The sequence below is a fragment of the Cupriavidus sp. F041 genome, assembly GCF_057814235.1.
In genome coordinates this window covers 2897108-2914496 of sequence record NZ_JBVASY010000001.1, presented here as the reverse complement: position 1 = coordinate 2914496, position 17389 = coordinate 2897108, and the positions used below count along the sequence as shown (strand labels likewise).

The window sequence follows — 17389 nt, the reverse complement described above, 5'->3', positions numbered from 1 at the left end:
CGGCTCCTCTTATTTGACAAGCGGGCGAGCAGGATTGCCCACTACTGTGACACCAGGAGGCACATCCCGCGTCACCACAGCACCCATGCCAACTACCGCCCCGCGGCCGATGACAAGAGGCGCACCCGGTTTACCTTGCTTGAGTACTGCACCCGTGCCGATATAAGCGTGGTCCTCGATGAGCACGTTGCCATTGCACTTGACCCCGGGGGCAAACGTCACGTAGTCCCCCACGACGCAATCGTGTGCAACGTAGGAATAGATATTGGCGTGAAAATGCTTGCCGATCTGGATATTACTCGTCAACGTGACGAACGGACAAATCACCGCGCCGGGGCCGATGGTAACGTCATCCAAGACCACTGCATTGAATGCAAGGATATCAATGCAATCCAAGCCATCCAGCTCCGCGCGCTGCACCAGCTTCTCGCGTACCTGGCTGGCAGCGATAGCGAAACTCAATTGCTTTTCGGCAGCTGGCTCCTCTAGAAACTGCGAATACGACAGCACCCGATGACCATTACTAATGGGTGGATTGTCACCATCGTCCACGAACACCAATTCGAACGGCCCCGCCCCGGCGGTCGTCAGTTGGGCACGCGCCAGCGGCATCACCTCACGCCCAAATCCGCTAGCGCCATAGATTCCAATCAACTTCATCGCTTACTCCTTCTGTTCGTTGGCCGGGACGCCGGTGAATCGCGTCATGGTGGCCTCACCGGCTGCGCTGATCCCATCGCGCACCAGCACCTTTTTTACGGTCAAGACCAAGATCTTCAGATCCAGCCAGAACGTACGATGGTCGACATACCACGTATCCAAAGCAAACTTCTCATCCCAGGACAGTGCATTGCGCCCGTTGATCTGCGCCCAACCCGTGATTCCAGGCCGGACTTCGTGGCGTCGAGCCTGCTCCGGGGTGTACAGCGGCAAGTAGTCCATGAGGAGCGGGCGCGGGCCTACCAGGCTCATGTCGCCTTTGAGTACGTTCCATAATTCGGGGAGTTCGTCTAAGCTCGTGGAGCGGAGGAGCCGACCAAAACTGGACATGCGGGCGGCATCCGACAAAGCTTCGCCGTCTGGCCCGATTGCGTTGCTCATAGTGCGGAACTTTATCATCCGGAATGGCTTTCCATCTCGACCAGGTCGCATTTGACAGAAGAAAGCAGGGCTTCCCAGTCTGCGACGAACCATCCAAAATAGAATGAGTATCGGAATACCAAATGCGGTCAAGGCTAAAAACGAAGATATAATATCAAAAATCCGCTTCATATTACGCTCCAAACTTACATTCTACGATGCCCGAACCTCTTCTAGCACCGCAGCCAATTTAGTAGCCAACTGACGAAATCCATGATTATCTTCGACATACTGTCGAGCCGATCGCCCCATTCTTCTTCGCTCATCAGAAGGAGTAGAAGCAATTTTCAAAATAGCCTCCGCCAACTCTTCCGGGCACCCTGCCTTAACAGTAATCCCAGCATTGGCATCATTCACTGGATTATTATAAGAATCGCAACTAAATACAATCGGGCGCTCACTCGCCATAAAGTCGAATAATTTGTTAGAACTAATTCCGTATCTAAACACCGGAGCATCCACGAGATTAAACACAAATGCGTCTGCCTCAGCCGCCAATTTAGGGATGTCACCCTTAGGGACCGGAGACTCAAAAACGACATTAGTCAAGCCAAATTCCTCAGCCATAGCCACCAACTGACTCTTTAGCGGACCATCACCGATCATTCGTAATACTATATGATCGGCACCTCTCTCCTGCACGATCCGCATAGCCCTGAGAACGTTATCAAGCCCATTTGCCTGCCCGTGCGCACCAAAATACATCAGAGTAAATAACCCTGCCGATAAGGGAGAATACTCACTAGACCGCACAAACAAAGACAAATCAACCCCATTCGGTATCCATACAATTCTATCTTTATCAATACCGATAGGTACTATATACTCCCACGCGCGTGGCAACAAAACGATTATCCGCGACGCTCGCTTATAAAGCCATGCTTCGAGTCCCCTCAGCAACTTCGTTACTAAAGATTTTTCTCGAAGACGACCCAGATCAACCAGCGTCTGTGGCCAAAGATCCCGCACCTCGAATACAAATGGAACTTTGAATCGATTCGCCAAAATCACCCCCGCGACAGCTGCAAATGGATGCACACTCGATCCAATTACAATGTCCGGCGGGGGTAAATCTCGCGTTGTTCCGGGCAATATTGCCCGCCAACTGAACTTGAGCATGTTCATCATTCTCCCGCCGCCGTTCCCCTTGTATTGCGAAGTATTCAGCCACAGGAATGGCACACCAGAGATGTGGTCGAGGCGGGAAGCTTGACCGCGAGCAAGCCTCTGCCTCCCAGTGTTCAACTCAACACTCGCAGCGATCACCGTGGCCTGCCAGCCAAGGTCAGCTAGGTGTTCCGCAAGGTGAAAATGCCTCGTTCCACCCGCTCCTCCCGGTTCTTGAGCGTAGTGATTGAGAATCCAGACGCGTTTCATTCTTCCAAATCCCCGACCAAGCACTCCACAATTCTTCTAGCAGCATGACCATCACCATACGGGCGAATGTCCCTACCCCGCCCTCCAAGTGAAGATCTGATGCAACTCTCAACCTGAGAGGCACTATGGGGTGGGACTAACATGTTCCAACCAGCATCAACCAATTCCATCCATTCCGTTTCATCACGCAGAGTTACACATGGAACTTGATAGAAGAATGCCTCTTTCTGCACCCCCCCTGAATCGGTAACTATCAGCGAAGCATATTTCTCTAACTGCACCATATCGATGTAGCCCACGGGATCTATCACGGTGATTCGTTTCGAAAGCGAATCAAAACGCCCAATTCTTTGAATTACCCCTCTTGTTCTTGGATGAAGGGGCCAGATAACCGGAATGTCTTTTGCAACAGATTCTAGCGCATCTATTATTGCGACAAGTCTCCCGGTGTCATCGGTATTTTCGGCCCGATGAATCGTTGCTAACACATACGATTGGGATATTAGCCCAAGCTCTCGCAGCAACCCCTGATCTCGTTTAACGCGCTCACCGTGATGGAGCGCGACATCAAACATTACGTCCCCCACCTCGAAGACCTTTTCGGCAGTTGCACCCTCACCGTACAAATTCTCCTTGGCCAGGGCCGTAGGTGTGAAGAGCCAGCGTGATATACGGTCTGTCAGGATTCGGTTGACCTCTTCTGGCATTTCTATATTGAAGCTGCGCAACCCCGCTTCAACGTGTGCGACGGGAATGTGCAATTTAATCGCCGCGAGCGCGCCCGCTAACGTCGAGTTTGTATCGCCGTAGACCAGTACGGCATTTGGTCGTTCCTCCATCAGCACGCGTTCCACCGCGCCCAACATCCGTCCCGTCATTTCACCGTGTGTACCCCCGTGAATGTCGAGGAAGTAATCAGGCTTCCCCATGCCGAGCTCAGCGAAAAAAATATCCGACATATTCGAGTCGAAATGCTGCCCAGTATGCACGACCAGCTCTTTGACGTTAGATATCCTCTTGAACTCCGCGGAAACCACGCTTGCCTTGATAAATTGGGGCCGCGCTCCAAGAACCGTAATTATTTTCTTCATACTAATTCGCTCCGACTAGCTTTTGAATGCATTTCAACTGTTTCTCTATACGCTTCAATCATCGAATCGATAGATTTTTCCCACGTATAATTCCTAATAACGTGGTCTCGACCTGCGCGCCCGAGGCGCGATCTAAGTCCGGAATCTCTAACAAGTGTCAAAATAGCGTCCGCGGCTGCAAGCGGGTCCATTCGTGGAACGATTACGCCAGTTTTACCCTGCAGCGTCACTTCGGCTGGCCCCTCAGCATCAGACACCACAACTGGGATACCACACGCACTCGCTTCCAAAATGGCGACACCAAAGCTCTCCTCACGACTGAGCGCACAGAAGATATCAATTCTTTCAAGGGCCGTCGGCACCTGTGAATGCGGGATCGCACCGCAGAACTTCACGCTATCACCGACGCCCAAATCGGCTGCCAACTTCTGTAGCCGATCAAGATCCTCGCCGCCTCCCGTGATCTCTAACTTGAGACCTCGAATCTTTCTACTTACTAAAGAAAATGCCTCAATTAAAATATCGATGCCATAAACATGCGTCAAACTTTTCACAGTCCCAATAACAACCTGCTCTCTCCTCCCCTGAACGATGCAAGGAGCGAATAAATTCTCGTCTATTCCAAACGGAGTCAAGAATATCCGTGCATTGGCGTGAATATCTTCAACCCTTCTTGCCATGCATCTACTCGTTGAGGCGACCGATGTCGCTCTAACGATATTCCATTTCACCAGCAATCTATGGAACGGCGATTTATTTGGGAATCTGTATACATCGCTACCCCAAACAGATAACACAACCGGTTGAAAAAATGACAGCGTAGCCAAAAATCCATACCCAGTCGCATAATGCGCATTCAATATATCCGGACGAATTCCGGACAAAATTCGTCGCAAAGCAAAAAACGAGAAAAAATATCCCAAAGGAGCGGGAAACGGAAGAATATGCAGGACCACACGCGAATCCAACTCGCCTACCGAAGCATGAGCACTAATCAAATGTACTTCGTGACCTCGTGACACGAGACCATTTGCCCACTTTACCGTATGACTAGAACGCGCGCTGGCCAAAAGAGCAATCTTCAAATTCCCATTCATATATATGCTCTCCCCGACAACTTACGTTTGGAAAAAATATTTATAAGTGAGATCGCCATTCCGAACATGATCCACATTGGCAGAAGATACACAACGGAACTAGCCGAAATGCAGGCGATAGAGAATATCACCATCGCGACCAGCAATGCACCGGCGTGATATCTATAAAATTCATCTCGCCCACATCGAAAAATTGCGACTAATTTCAGACATATTTTCAGATACCAAATCACGAAGAGAGAAAATCCTACATATCCAGCTTCGACCAGAATTTCGATCCAAAAATTGTGCATTGAAGTTACCTCTCCTCCAACCCCACCCAGACTCTCCTGAATTGATTTGCTTCCGCCGCCACCAACCCCCAAACCGTAGGTTTTCCTTAATGCATCCAATCCGTTCTTAATTAGTTCCTGTCGAACAGAAATTGATCCCCCAGTATCGTCCGATCCAAATGCGTATGTTACTAGCGCCTCGCCCGTCGAGGCGATCTCCGCGATTCGCCGATTATCAGAGTCCTTCATCACATCGATCGCATGAAACATCAACAGCGAAGCGACAATAGAACCTATAACAGTAGCCAAAAGTGACCGCACACTCCGAATCGCTAGGCATGAAAATATTCCAATCAGAAAGGCAATGAAGGCACCCCTAGAACCGGAGAAAAAGATTATTATAAATATAATAGGCATTACAACCAGCCAACTCCTCCCTCTCTGCAATAAGGAGAATGGAAGTAAGCAAACAACCATAACGGCGTAATTATTTGGATTTCCAAGAAAACCAGTTGGCGACTCTTCCAAGACAGATCTCACCAACCCGTCAAAACTCTCGAGTTCAGCAGCTTTTCTACCAAAAATTGCGGCGTATTCGGAATACGGCGACAGCGGCCAACGAAATGGAGTGAACACTTCCAGCAAGCCGATCAGCAGTGACACCAAAAATACATACCTCAATATTCTAAAGACGGCCTCATATCTTTCCCTGGTATTAATGTGACTCACCAAGAAGAATACAAGCAAAATTCCCAAAATTAGATAGACAAGGTACTGCGCAGCATAGACCTTATCCAAGGCCCAAACGGTACCGATCAGATACCAAATGAGAATCAAAATTAACCACCAAAAAAACCAAGAACGCACCGGGCTTAGATACGTTCCCCCTCCCCCGAGCCCAATGGTGAACCACGATATCAACACCGTAACCAGGACAAGATGGAATAGATACAGGCTCGAATATCCAACCCCCGGCCCAATTACTGCCGCGGCGAACAGAAAATAGAGCAGCGACTTAAAGCCGAATTTCATACAGCCTCGATCGATATAACATGCAGTTCATTTCTTCGACGAGATATCAATATAAATCATCGCTAATCTCCCTCAACAGATAAGCCTCCATGGCTATTCTGTCGCCGCAGGCGTTCCAACTTTCTCATCATCATTGCAGCTGCCATAGCCTCGGCCATCAACCAGACGATTGCAGCAATAGTTGCAGCATTTCCTTCACTAAAATTCCCCGCCAACAAGTGAAGCGTAGCAAACAGAAAACAGCACCTAACTCCCGCGACGACCGAGTTGAATCGGAACTTGCCAAGAGCGGCAAGTCGTAGCGCTCCGAGACGAAAAAGCGCCATGGGCACTATCGCACCAAACATTATCTGAACAGCCAAGATGGCATCATCGAATTCGCGACCGAATATTAATGGAACTACCCATGGAGTAAGGAGAACAGACGCGCACATAACAACCAGAAGCAAGGCAATTAAATGTTTTATCTTTTCCCGTCCGACACTTAACGCGTGATTATCTTTGTGCCGACTCCAGCTATTTAGAATCATCGGAGCTATCGCCTGAAGCGGAAAGCCAACCGCGTTCAATGCCATCAATGCCACACTAAAATGCCCCGCAGAAGACAACCCGCCAATATTCTTTATCCACGAAAAGCAAATATAGGTCTGAAAAGTTGTAGCAAGAGACTGAACAAAAACGTCTGCCCCGTTCGAAAACAACTGCACCATGGAGGGTTTCTCTCCTCCGTACCTAGATACCTCTCTCCATCTGAATATTGCGAACCCGATTCCAGCGGAAGACATTCCGCTCACGAGATACACATAAGGCATATCAGTAATGAGCGATGCGTCAAATGTGATATACACGGCCACCACACACACCAAGCAGAGGGTTGGCAGAGCTGTTATTAATTGAAATCTAAGCCCATCATCTATCGTCAATATGATGCCGCGCCATATATTTACTAATATTATTCCGGAGCCCCCTAGAGCCAAAAATAGTGCTACCCAATTCGAACTCGCCAGACTTGGGTTTATCACGCGACACAGCAACGCAATTAGTGGAACTAAAAGGGCGGAATAAACGCAGGCCATCACGTATAATCGACGCCTCGAGGTACCGTATCGGTTAACTGAAATTATTATGCTTTGTGGAAAGCCGAAACATCCCGCGGCAATTACTACGTCCAACCAAGATTTTACTGAAATGAAAGCGCCTTGTTCAGCCGCCCCCATCGAACGGGATATGATTGCAGACAATCCCAGCAAGAGAAGCGGTGCAGATGCCTGGAGAGCAATCGCCTGAGTGAATCGCGCTTTCACGGTTTAGTCCGACATCGCTTGCTGGACGGCACGCACGATGTCAGATTGAACTGTCGCATCGAGATACGGACTCATCGGCAAGCTGACTACGGTCTTTGCTACTTCATCTCCGCAAGGCAACTCGTGGCAGTTCGTGTCGGCGACTGCCGGCTGTTTATTCAAAGGTAACGGGTAGTGGACGGCCGTAGGGACCCCCGAAGAATACAATTTCTCTCTAAATTCATCACGATGCTGGACTCGAATCGTGTACTGCGCGTATGCGCTCTTATTATTAATTTCGATATACGGAGTCGATTCAATTCCGATTTCTGCCAAGAGTTTGTCGTAACGCTGCGCCGCCACCGCGCGCATTTCAATCTCTTCGGCGAGGATATCCAACTTAGGCAATAGAATTGCAGCTTGGATTGTATCGAGTCGACTATTTACGCCTATTCGAACATGATGGTAACGCCGATCCTGGCCGTGACGGGCAATCTGTCGTATTATTTTCGCAAGTGCCTCGTCATTGGTGAAAATGGCTCCGCCATCTCCATAGCAGCCAAGTGGCTTGCTGGGAAAGAAGCTCGCACAGGCGATAGTGGACAAATTGCAGCTTCTTCTTTCTTTTTGAGTCGCACCAAAGCTCTGCGCAGCATCTTCAATTACTGGAATATTGTGTCTAAGTGCAATTTTATTAATGCTTTCAAAATCAGCACATTGGCCATACAGGCTAACGGGAATAATTGCCTTTGTACGCGGGGTAATGGCTGCCTCAATCAACGTTGGATCAATATTGTACGTGCACGGATTTATATCTACATAGACCGGCTTCGCGCCAAGAAGGGCGATTGTTTCTGCCGTTGCAATATAAGTGAAGCCAGGAGTTATTACCTCGTCGCCTCGACCAATGCCTAATGCCATCTGAGCAATTTGCAGTGCATCCGTTCCATTTGCACATGTGATGCAATATCTTGCACCGGCAAAATGTGCCAGTTTTTCCTCAAGCTCCGCCACTTCCGGACCAAGAATATATTGTCCATGTGCGAGGACGCGCTGGATCCCCGCATCGATTTTGTCTTTGATCCTAGCTTGCTGGGTCTTGAGGTCTATAAATTCGATCATTTGCGGCCTTCCATTTTCATCACTTTGTCACCATCAAGTACATAGTTGGTGCCTGAATGCTGGCAAGTAACACTTCCCGCTCCTCGCAACGGCAGCTCCAGCTGCTCCCCAAACTCACTCATCCATCCGATCTGGCGTGCGGGTACCCCGACCATCAAGGCGTAGGCCGGCACGTCTTTATTTATGACCGCGCCAGCACCTACGAAAGCGAACTCACCGATGGTCACGCCACAGACGATTGTGCAGTTGGCCCCGAGCGTGGCGCCACGCTTCACGAGCGTGTTTCGGTATTCGTTCTTGCGTTCGATTAGCGAGCGGGGATTGTAGACATTGGTGAACACCATGCTCGGCCCGCAAAACACTCCTTCTTCGAGGGTAACGTTGTCGTACACCGAGACGTTGTTCTGGATCTTGACGTTGTCACCAATGACTACGCAATTTCCCACGAATACGTTCTGCCCCAACGAGCAGCCTTTTCCGATGCTTGCACCAGCACATATATGGACAAAGTGCCAGACTCGCGAACCGTCCCCGATCTGCGCGCCTTCGTCCACGATGGCTGAGGGATGAACTTGATAAGCCATTTCCACCTCAGCGAACTAGTCGGTTCAGGAAGGGATGCCCCTCTTCGTTCTTAGGCGCAACACTCGTGGCCGAGCGGATCGTATCTACTGTCTCCACGCAGTGGCGTGCGTCATCCAGACCATAACCGCGTCCAGCCAGGATCTCTTGGTAGCTAACCGTGTGCAGGTCGGTGAAGCCCTCGGAGAACTCGATCTCTTGTCCATCTACAGTGATGGATCGATAGGTGGACTTCGTTCCCTTTACGCTTTCGGGCAGGTCATTGGCATCGATGGACAGGAACCACCGAACCCGCGCGTGTTCATACTCAAGATAGCCAGCTGCCTTGCTCTCGCCGCTGTAGTGCACCACGTTGCGCTGGAGCTTGCCGAAGATGAAATGGAGCATGTCATAGAAGTGGACACCGATATTGGTCGCCACGCCGAAGGACTTCCGCATGTCACCCTTCCAGCTCTCCATGTACCATTTTCCGCGCGACGTGATGTAGGTAAGTTCCACCTCGTGTTTGCTCGAACTCCCTCCCCCGGCTACCTTCTCCTTCAGGGCGAGAATGGCTTGGTGATGACGCAACTGCAGGATGTTGAAGACGCGCTTTCCAGTTTCGCGTTCCACTAGAGCCAGCTCATCCAGCAGCGCAGCGGTAGGAACCAATGGTTTCTCACAAATGACATTGCAGCCCAGGCGCAGCCCAGCAGCGATGTGCGGTTGGTGCAGGTAATTGGGCGAGCAGATGGCCACGTAGTCGATGGCCGCATCCGGTTTCCGCTTCAAGCGCCAGGCGTGATCGTAGAACCGCTCGAATTCCGTGAAGAACTCGCTCTGCGGCGAGATGCTGTCGATGATGCCTACGGAATCGTTAATGTCATAGGCCGAGACGAGCTCGTTGCCCGTGTCTTTGATAGCGCGCATATGGCGCGGTGCGATGTAGCCGGCTGCGCCGATCAGTGCAAATCGTTTCAATTCTATCTCCCGTCAATCAGGCTTTGACGATATGGGATTCGGGAACACGGTACTTACCGCGGCTGTCAATCAAAAGTGCGGCGTGCTTGCTGATCAGCGAGTAGTCGAACTTGTCGTGGTCGGTGGCCAGTACCACGGCATCGAAGCTCGCGATCGTTTCGGCATTCAGCTGTACGCTGGCTAGGTCGAAGTGATGCTCTCGCATTTTTGGAAAAATGGGGACGTGCGGATCGCTGTACGAAATCGTGGCGCCCTTGGCTTCTATCAGTTCCATGATTTCGACCGACGGGGACTCGCGCATATCATCCACGTTCTTCTTGTAGGCGATACCGAGGACCAGGACCTTGCAGCCCTTAAGCGCCTTTCCATGGAAGTTCAGGCCGTCTATCAGCTTGCCGACGACGTACTCGGGCATTGCCTTGTTAACCTCACCCGAGAGCTCGATGAATCTGGTATGCAGGCCGTACTCGCGCGCCTTCCAGGTCAGATAGAACGGGTCGATCGGAATGCAGTGGCCGCCCAGCCCGGGGCCGGGGTAATAGGGGGTGAACCCGAACGGCTTTGTGGCGGCCGCGTCCACGACCTCAAAGATGTCGATGCCCATGCGGTCAGCCACAACTTTCATTTCGTTGACGAGTCCGATGTTCACTGCACGATGGATATTTTCCAGCAGTTTGGTCATCTCTGCTGCCTTGGTGGAGCTCACGGGCACCACCTTGTCGATTGCCGGCGCGTACAGTGCGAGCCCGACTTCCAGGCAGAGGCTGGTGTGGCCGCCAACGACCTTGGGAATGGTTCGAGTCTCGAAGTTTGCGTTGCCCGGGTCTTCTCGCTCGGGCGAGTAGACCAAGAAGATATTGATACCAACTTCAAGGCCACTTTCTTGTACGCGTGGCAACAACTCCTCTTCGGTGGTGCCCGGATAGGTGGTGCTCTCGAGCGAGACTACCTGCCCTTCGCGCAGATACTTCTTGATGGCATCCGTGGTGTTCACCACGAAGCTCATATCGGGCTCTCGGTATTTGTTGAGCGGGGTGGGAACGCAGAGAATCAACGCATCGCACTCACGGGCCCGCTCGAAGTCCGTGGTGGCCTCGAACCCGCTCTCGCGCGCTCGGGCAATACTGACGGCGGAGATGTGCTCGATATAGCTATGACCTGCGTTGAGCTTGTCGACCTTGTCCTGGTCGATGTCAATGCCCAGCACCCGGAATCCAATGGCGTTATAGCGAAGCATGAGCGGAAGCCCGACATACCCAAGCCCCACGATGCCGATGATGGATTCCTTGCGTTGCAAACGCTCGACAAGATTAGCTGCGATGAGATTAGACATGATTTTTAGACGCCTGATATTTCTTTGATGGACTAAATCTGAAGCCTCTTTTCAAGCCGAGGTCAGGGTGCGATGGAGTGCGGTTTATGGCTCGTGTTCTGGCCGGACATCGCTAACATAGCAATCCGGATCCCAAACGGGATCGTCCTGAGTCCATGACGCCTTTCGCATCGACTGTGCGCCTGTGCTTCGACGAATTACCGAACGAACCGGAATTTCGGCGTGAGTGTGCCCGCATGCGAGAAATATTGAATATTTCCGTCATAATTAAATGCACATTCCAGATTGTTTACTTCGCCAGTGAAATCTCTACGTGATTCCGACAGCAACTAGCCCTGCGTCAGGTGTGATTCGGCCATGAATACATGGACTTGACCGATCCACAAATAATTAACTTCTATTTGGCTCACCCGCTCTTATGACGGATTATCTACTTGACCTTAATTGATACTCGGTACGATGGCGTTAGCTCTGCACCTTCTCCGTCTCACTCGCATACCCGTAATACGTATACCGATAGCGCCCATACTTTGATCCATACCCGTAGCGATAGGCACTGGCATCCAATCCATTGAAGACCACGCCATTCACTTCAGCGTTGGATTGACGAAGCTGCTTGGCCGATTCTGTGACCTCACCAATCGTCGTTTTCTCAAACCGAGTGACAAGGAACACAGTGCCGCAGCGCGCCGCCAGGATCGCTGTGTCCGATACGGCGAGTACCGGTGGGGTATCGATCAGGACCAGGTCATACCCCTCGCTGATCTCCTGCAGCAGACTCACCATCCGTTCGTTGAGCAGCAGTTCCGCCGGATTCGGTGGCAATACGCCGGTGCTCAGGAAGTCCAGATTCTCGAAGACGCTCCGGTGTACGGCTTCGTCGAAGCTGATCTGCCCAATCAAGACGTCGGAGAGCCCGCGCTGCCGCTCCTTGCCAAAGTACTGGTTGAGATAGCCCTTGCGCAAATCCGCGTCCACGAGAAGCACGCGCTTGCCGCCGGTGGCCATGACCAGCGCAAGGTTTGCGGAAACGAATGACTTGCCTACACCTGGCGTGGGGCCAGTCAGCAGAACACGGTTGTTGTCGGCGTCCAGCATCGCGAACTGCAGCGCGGTACGCAGGCTGCGCAGGCTTTCGATTGATGGATCGTTGGGATAGCGGTCTGCCAGTAGGAACCGGCCGCGCTTGCGCAGGCGGATCTCCTCGCTCAGCATGCCTTGCTGCGTCGACAGCGGCACAGTGGCATAGACGTTCAGTCCGCTGTGCTGCTCGATATCCTGGGAGTCGGTAATGCCGCCATAGAGTGCGTTGCGCACAAAGGCGCCCACCACGCCAATCAGCACGCCAAAGATTGCGGCCAGGGCGATGGTAAGGCCCTTCTTGGGCTTGATGGGTTCTTCGGGAATGGGGGCATTATCCAGCAAGCGGACGTTACCGACCTTGCCGGCCTTAACCAGCTTGAGCTGCTGCATATTGTTGAGCAGGCCCACGTAGAGGTCATTGTTGACCTGGACGTCGCGCATGAGGCGCAGGGTGTCCTGCTCGACATTGGGGAACGTCTTCAACTTGGCGGCCATCCCGCCCACCTTGGTGCTCAGTGTGGCGATCTGCTGGTCGAGGGCTTGAATGCTGGGGTGCGTTGTGGTGAACCGGGTCAGCAGTTCCGTACGCTTCTGCTTCAGCTCAAGCAGGCTAGTTTCCGCCGTTACACTTTCCTGCAGGAAGGCTTTGCCTTCTTCGCTGAGGTTGAAGGTGTTGCGCTTGTTGCGCATTTCGTTGTATTTGACTTCCGCGCGCTCAAGCTCGGTTTTTAGCTGCGGCACTAGGTCGCCGAGGAAGACCAGGGACTTCTCGGCTTCGGCAGCTTTGCGCTTGATGTTCTGGGCGACATATTCGTCGCCGATCTCATTGAGGATGCTTGCGGTGAGCTTGGGATCGGTACCGTCAAGCGAGGCGCCGATAATGCCGCTCTGCTTGCCTTTCTCGGCAATCTTGAGCTGGTCTTGCAGCTTTTCCAGTGTCTGCAAACGTGAATTACGTACTAGGTTGAAGACAATGCCGGGCTTGGCTTTGAGATCTTTCACCAGCAGGGTAAAGCTGCCAACGTTTTGATTGGCTTGTAGCAACTCTCCTACGCGGCCTTCCAATGGCTTGTCGAGGCTGTCCTGCTCCACTCGGTAGCGGCCTTCGCCCAGAGCGACCAGCTTGAACTTCTCGCCTTCTAGGGACTCAGGCACATCGAACTGGTCGACATCGATGGATTCCTTCGCCCAGGCAAAGCCGCCGAACCCGAGCAAACCCGGGTCGGATAGGCCTTTCGCCCGGCTGGCAATCCATGCACCGAAGAATGGCAAGTAGTTGGGCTTGGCGTAAATGTACAGATGCAGGTTGTCAACGGCCTTGCCCACCACCATGCGCGAGCGAAGAATCTCGATCTCGGCGGTCGCTTCAGCCTTTACGTCGAACAGGCTGGACACATCCCCCAGCAGGCTCTTCGCACTATTAGGGTTGTCCTCCACCTGCACCAAAATGTCTGCCTGATACACCGGCCGGGCCAGGAAAGCATAAGCAACGCCAAGTGCCAGGACTACGGCGGCGATCGTCGCAATCAGCACGCGGCTGGCGAGCAATACATCCAGATACCGTACGAGATCAATCTCGTCGTCCGGCGGACCAGCAACAGCAACGGGAAGAGGATTCTGGTTCATTGGCTCTACTACAAATACAGTTAACGGAGGGCCTGGATGCGCGGCACCCAGGCTTCCACGCCGCGCTGAATCAACTGCAGCGCGTTTTCAAAGGCGGGGAGCGCCTCGCGATATGGGTCCGGCACATCGAACCTGGCGAGTTCGCCAAGCCGGAATATCCTGCCCGTCGTCGCCGGATACTGTCGCTGGATCTCCTGCTTTTGCGAGTTGTCCATCACCAGAATCAAATCGGCTTGCGTGGCAATTGCGCGATTGAGTTGGCGCGCATGGTGCCCGGTAATGTCCAGACCCAGGCCACTCATCAATGCAACCGCGTGCGGATCGGCGGGTTGGCCGACCAGCGCGCCCAGCCCGGCCGACACGACATTCGCTTCGGGCAGCGCTTGCTTGAGCAGCGCTTCCGCCATTGGACTGCGGCAGATGTTGCCTATGCACACTACGAGCACGGTCTTGATCATTTGACGGTATTCGCGGTGGCGTTGAAGAAATTGGCACTCGGGATCAACTGGTTGATCACGCGGCTCCAGCGGACTACACCGGCTGCGTCGACATACACGACGTCCTTGGGTTTCAGTTCGAACGATTCCGCCAGGGCCAGTGACACGGGCGACTTTCCGTCGAGGTGGAAGACTTCAGCTTCGCCGTCCACGTTCTTGCGAATCACGTAGAGTTCTTTCGCGTCTGCGGAGGTGGGATTGACGCCGCCGGCTTCGCCAATCGCTTCATTCAGCGTGAGGCGGCCATTGCGCGGCAGAATCGTGGATGGCCGCACCACTTCGCCGGTGACAAACACCTTGCTGTCTTCGCGCTGTTCCACACGCACGATGTCGCCATTGCGCAGCATGACGCGGGCCGGGTCGATGCCTTGTTGCAGTAGCGCGGGCAGGTTGACAAAGTAGTTCTTGCCTCCACGGGCAATGCGAATGCGGCTATTGTCACCGGTCGTGACATTGACGCCGCCGGCGCGATTGAGTGCTTCAACCAGCGTCATCGGCACGTCGTCGATATTTTGCGGGCCGGGGGTCTTCACTTCGCCATCCAGGTACACGCGCTTGCTGCGGAAGGCGAGCACGCGCACGGTGACCTGGGGCATGTTGACGACGCCCTTTAGCTGCTTGCTGAGCTCGCCGCGAATCTGGTCCGGCGTTTTGCCGAGGACGGTGAGCACGCCTGCGTACGGAAACTGGATTGTGCCGGCGGGGCTGACCACGTATCCCGGTACGTTGGCTGCGCCACTGTAGTTGGGGATCTCGTACGCGGATCCGATGGAGTAGGTCTGGGTGGGGAACACGAGTTCGGGGTGGTCCCACACGACGATGGAGAGGATGTCGCCGACACCCACCGTATAAGGATCCGGCGTGCCAAACAGTTCGCTTACATCTGCGTTGGCTGGCGCGGCGGCGGCCTTCATCGCGCGCACCAGGGCGGGGGTGATGGGGGTGACTTTGGGTACAGTATTCGGGTCTTCCGGATCAAGCGGGCGCTGCGGATCGAAGCGCATCCCCGGCGCCAATGCGCAGGATGCCAGCAACGGAATCATCCCCAGCAACAGTACCGCTTTACGGTAAGACAGAAGGCTTGAAAGCTTGAACACGTCTTGATAATTCCCTTGAAACCCGAAAGGTCCGCACTCCCGCCCGTCTCCTGGCCGGGGATTGCTGCGACGAAGCCGCTTGTCCAACATGGCACACGTCGGTGCCTTTCCACTACCTGGGCTTGCCGGGCGGAGATGAACTTTGCGGCGATGGCTTTGTGATGCGTGCGCTATTTCCTTGCACTGCATCACAGCGTTGAGCCCGGCGAAGTGTATGGCTCATGGGGGTCGCTCTTCAAGGCGGCGCGGGCGTTTTTGCCCTGTTTTCTATCCCCACTGAAGAGTGGACCCGACAAAGGGAGGGATGTCATCAGAAGCGGTGATGCAGAAGAATTCGGCTTGTGTTCATGGTGGGAAATTCCGTCGTTTCCTGGGATTTCGGTTCGCTTTTTTCGCTTCGGCTTTTCGTTGCATATTCGCTGCGTTGTCCGGAATCTTCTCTGCGGGCGCGAAGAGATTTCTTGCGTTGCGGCGAATTCTTCCGCCGTCCCTTTGCATGTTCGGAAAGCCCGGCGATACGAATATTCCGGTACCCCCACAAGGGAGGGAAAGCGTGTAGTCGCGAGGACTGCCATGCTGACTCAATTCCGTGCGTGAAGGCGATCGCGCAAAGCGGACTACTGATAAAAAGGTTCACCCGACTTTCGTGCGGGTCGATTCATCGCCGGGCTACTTCCAGCACTGCCGTAGCTCCCGCTCTCCCGCATGGCGGAAGAGGGTTTTGAGAGAGCGGGCGGGCCTGCGCGAGAGCGAGACGCATCACGTGAGCGAGCGCCCGCGCTCTCCCTCGGTTGCTCTCCCATTTCATGGGAGAGGGGAGCAAACCAGCGTTTTGCTTGCGGCCACTTGCACCCGCATGCGGTACCCACACGAAAGTCCGAAGCACCATAAAAAAAAGGGTGTAGGCGCGGGGAGTGCCTACACCCTATCGGGAATTAGCAAGGGGTCACGCTTGCTGGTTCCGATTATTGATGGACGCGGTAATCGCTGTTACCCCGCTTAGGTAGGCCCCACGCTTAGGTGGGGAACGGAAGGTGTCCGGGCTGCCCGGGATGCCGGCCGCTGGCCGACCCGACTAGCCTGCGCGCAGACATTCGTACCCTGTGCACCAGTGATTCCTACCAATGCAGGGTAGCGGTGCGGCCTTGTCGAAATCAGAATTCGCCCGGTGATTCACCACGGGTCAGGCATCTGCCCCATCCGCGCTGGTCGATGCACGATGCGTGCGCGCGGCTTGGGGATGACTGACTCAAATTCGAAGGGCAGAGGCGGATGCTGGATTCAACCGAGAGGAATGTGGAGGCCGGGGCGACAGCATTCGAGGCGCGGGAGGCCTGGATCGAGGCGCATCTGACGCCGTCGGGCTGAATCTATGGCAGCTATAAGGACGAGGACGCGCCCCCGGTCCTGGTCACGGCGCCCAGCGAGGCGGTGCTGACGGTCCGGCGACACTATATTGTTAGCGACGCCGCGGCTCCCCGGAGGCTCAGCGAGGTGCGCATAACGCGCGCGGATTCTACGCGCGAAATCATCCGCTTGCTGGAAGCCTTCGGTGAGCCGCATTTCAATATCAGGACGCACCAGGTACCGAGGGTAGCCAACGTGGCATTGTGACAGGATTTTGGCTCCTGTGCCGTGGGCAGCATACGGGCCGCGCGGCTGGAGCGCCGTATCCGCCACACCGGACGGACACGGATCTCTCCTTGTATCCGCCCTTTTTCCGCACCGCGCCGGGACGGCTGCCTGGCCGCTCCACCGCAGACGGCCTTATGACAGCGCGCCAGTTCTAGCCCGGAA

15 protein-coding genes are annotated in these 17389 nt (G+C 53.7%); all 15 read right to left on the bottom strand.

Going from position 1 to position 17389, the window contains the following annotated elements; translation table 11 throughout:
• Positions 1–9: 9 nt before the first annotated feature.
• The gene (locus tag ACZY0R_RS13345) at positions 10–660 is read right to left on the bottom strand and encodes an acetyltransferase (RefSeq protein WP_488858846.1); all 651 of its coding nucleotides are present in this window, start codon (positions 658–660) and stop codon (positions 10–12) included.
• Positions 661–663: 3 nt separating this feature from the next.
• Entirely contained in the window at positions 664–1272 is a 609-nt protein-coding gene (locus ACZY0R_RS13340) for a sugar transferase (protein WP_488858845.1), read from the bottom strand.
• 21 nt (positions 1273–1293) lie between these two features.
• Positions 1294–2517 carry a glycosyltransferase family 4 protein gene (locus ACZY0R_RS13335; RefSeq protein WP_488858844.1) on the bottom strand — a complete coding sequence of 408 codons (1224 nt, stop codon included), beginning with the start codon at positions 2515–2517 and terminating at the stop codon, positions 1294–1296.
• Positions 2514–3608 carry a non-hydrolyzing UDP-N-acetylglucosamine 2-epimerase gene (gene wecB / locus ACZY0R_RS13330; RefSeq protein WP_488858843.1) on the bottom strand — a complete coding sequence of 365 codons (1095 nt, stop codon included), beginning with the start codon at positions 3606–3608 and terminating at the stop codon, positions 2514–2516. The genes ACZY0R_RS13335 and wecB overlap by 4 nt, the downstream gene beginning before the upstream one ends.
• Positions 3605–4705, bottom strand: coding sequence for a glycosyltransferase (locus ACZY0R_RS13325; protein ID WP_488858842.1), 1101 nt, complete (start codon positions 4703–4705; stop codon positions 3605–3607). The genes wecB and ACZY0R_RS13325 overlap by 4 nt, the downstream gene beginning before the upstream one ends.
• Positions 4702–6009, bottom strand: a complete 1308-nt coding sequence (locus ACZY0R_RS13320; protein ID WP_488858841.1) for an O-antigen ligase family protein — start codon at positions 6007–6009, stop codon at positions 4702–4704. Before ACZY0R_RS13320 ends, ACZY0R_RS13325 begins: the two co-directional genes overlap by 4 nt.
• A gap of 62 nt (positions 6010–6071) precedes the next feature.
• The gene (locus tag ACZY0R_RS13315; protein WP_488858839.1) at positions 6072–6719 is read right to left on the bottom strand and encodes a lipopolysaccharide biosynthesis protein; all 648 of its coding nucleotides are present in this window, start codon (positions 6717–6719) and stop codon (positions 6072–6074) included.
• A 597-nt stretch (positions 6720–7316) separates the two neighbouring features.
• Positions 7317–8414: a DegT/DnrJ/EryC1/StrS family aminotransferase gene (locus tag ACZY0R_RS13310; protein ID WP_488858838.1), complete on the bottom strand. Its 1098-nt coding sequence runs from the start codon at positions 8412–8414 to the stop codon at positions 7317–7319.
• Positions 8411–8998 (bottom strand): UDP-2-acetamido-3-amino-2,3-dideoxy-D-glucuronate N-acetyltransferase, encoded by a 588-nt coding sequence (gene wbpD / locus ACZY0R_RS13305; protein WP_488858837.1) that lies wholly within the window; start codon positions 8996–8998, stop codon positions 8411–8413. Before wbpD ends, ACZY0R_RS13310 begins: the two co-directional genes overlap by 4 nt.
• Before the next feature lie 7 nt (positions 8999–9005).
• Positions 9006–9956 (bottom strand): UDP-N-acetyl-2-amino-2-deoxy-D-glucuronate oxidase, encoded by a 951-nt coding sequence (gene wbpB, locus ACZY0R_RS13300; protein WP_488858836.1) that lies wholly within the window; start codon positions 9954–9956, stop codon positions 9006–9008.
• Positions 9957–9972: 16 nt separating this feature from the next.
• Positions 9973–11289, bottom strand: a complete 1317-nt coding sequence (gene wbpA, locus ACZY0R_RS13295) for a UDP-N-acetyl-D-glucosamine 6-dehydrogenase (protein WP_488858835.1) — start codon at positions 11287–11289, stop codon at positions 9973–9975.
• Between the two features lie 465 nt (positions 11290–11754).
• A complete protein-coding gene (locus ACZY0R_RS13290) occupies positions 11755–13998 on the bottom strand; it encodes a polysaccharide biosynthesis tyrosine autokinase (protein WP_488858834.1) in 2244 nt (747 codons plus the stop codon).
• 20 nt (positions 13999–14018) lie between these two features.
• Entirely contained in the window at positions 14019–14456 is a 438-nt protein-coding gene (locus ACZY0R_RS13285; RefSeq protein ID WP_488858833.1) for a low molecular weight protein-tyrosine-phosphatase, read from the bottom strand.
• A complete protein-coding gene (locus ACZY0R_RS13280; protein WP_488858832.1) occupies positions 14453–15592 on the bottom strand; it encodes a polysaccharide biosynthesis/export family protein in 1140 nt (379 codons plus the stop codon). Before ACZY0R_RS13280 ends, ACZY0R_RS13285 begins: the two co-directional genes overlap by 4 nt.
• Before the next feature lie 310 nt (positions 15593–15902).
• A complete protein-coding gene (locus tag ACZY0R_RS13275) occupies positions 15903–16229 on the bottom strand; it encodes a hypothetical protein (RefSeq protein ID WP_488858830.1) in 327 nt (108 codons plus the stop codon).
• Positions 16230–17389 lie beyond the last annotated feature (1160 nt).

Coding starts and splice junctions, on each gene's coding strand:
- ACZY0R_RS13320 (WP_488858841.1), bottom strand. CDS start 6,009: ATGAAATTCGGCTTTAAGTCGCTGCTCTATTTTCTGTTCGCCGCGGCA.
- ACZY0R_RS13340 (WP_488858845.1), bottom strand. CDS start 1,272: ATGAAGCGGATTTTTGATATTATATCTTCGTTTTTAGCCTTGACCGCA.
- ACZY0R_RS13325 (WP_488858842.1), bottom strand. CDS start 4,705: ATGAATGGGAATTTGAAGATTGCTCTTTTGGCCAGCGCGCGTTCTAGT.
- ACZY0R_RS13290 (WP_488858834.1), bottom strand. CDS start 13,998: ATGAACCAGAATCCTCTTCCCGTTGCTGTTGCTGGTCCGCCGGACGAC.
- wbpA (WP_488858835.1), bottom strand. CDS start 11,289: ATGTCTAATCTCATCGCAGCTAATCTTGTCGAGCGTTTGCAACGCAAG.
- ACZY0R_RS13345 (WP_488858846.1), bottom strand. CDS start 660: ATGAAGTTGATTGGAATCTATGGCGCTAGCGGATTTGGGCGTGAGGTG.
- ACZY0R_RS13310 (WP_488858838.1), bottom strand. CDS start 8,414: ATGATCGAATTTATAGACCTCAAGACCCAGCAAGCTAGGATCAAAGAC.
- ACZY0R_RS13285 (WP_488858833.1), bottom strand. CDS start 14,456: ATGATCAAGACCGTGCTCGTAGTGTGCATAGGCAACATCTGCCGCAGT.
- ACZY0R_RS13335 (WP_488858844.1), bottom strand. CDS start 2,517: ATGAAACGCGTCTGGATTCTCAATCACTACGCTCAAGAACCGGGAGGA.
- wecB (WP_488858843.1), bottom strand. CDS start 3,608: ATGAAGAAAATAATTACGGTTCTTGGAGCGCGGCCCCAATTTATCAAG.
- wbpD (WP_488858837.1), bottom strand. CDS start 8,998: ATGGCTTATCAAGTTCATCCCTCAGCCATCGTGGACGAAGGCGCGCAG.
- ACZY0R_RS13315 (WP_488858839.1), bottom strand. CDS start 6,719: ATGGTGCAGTTGTTTTCGAACGGGGCAGACGTTTTTGTTCAGTCTCTT.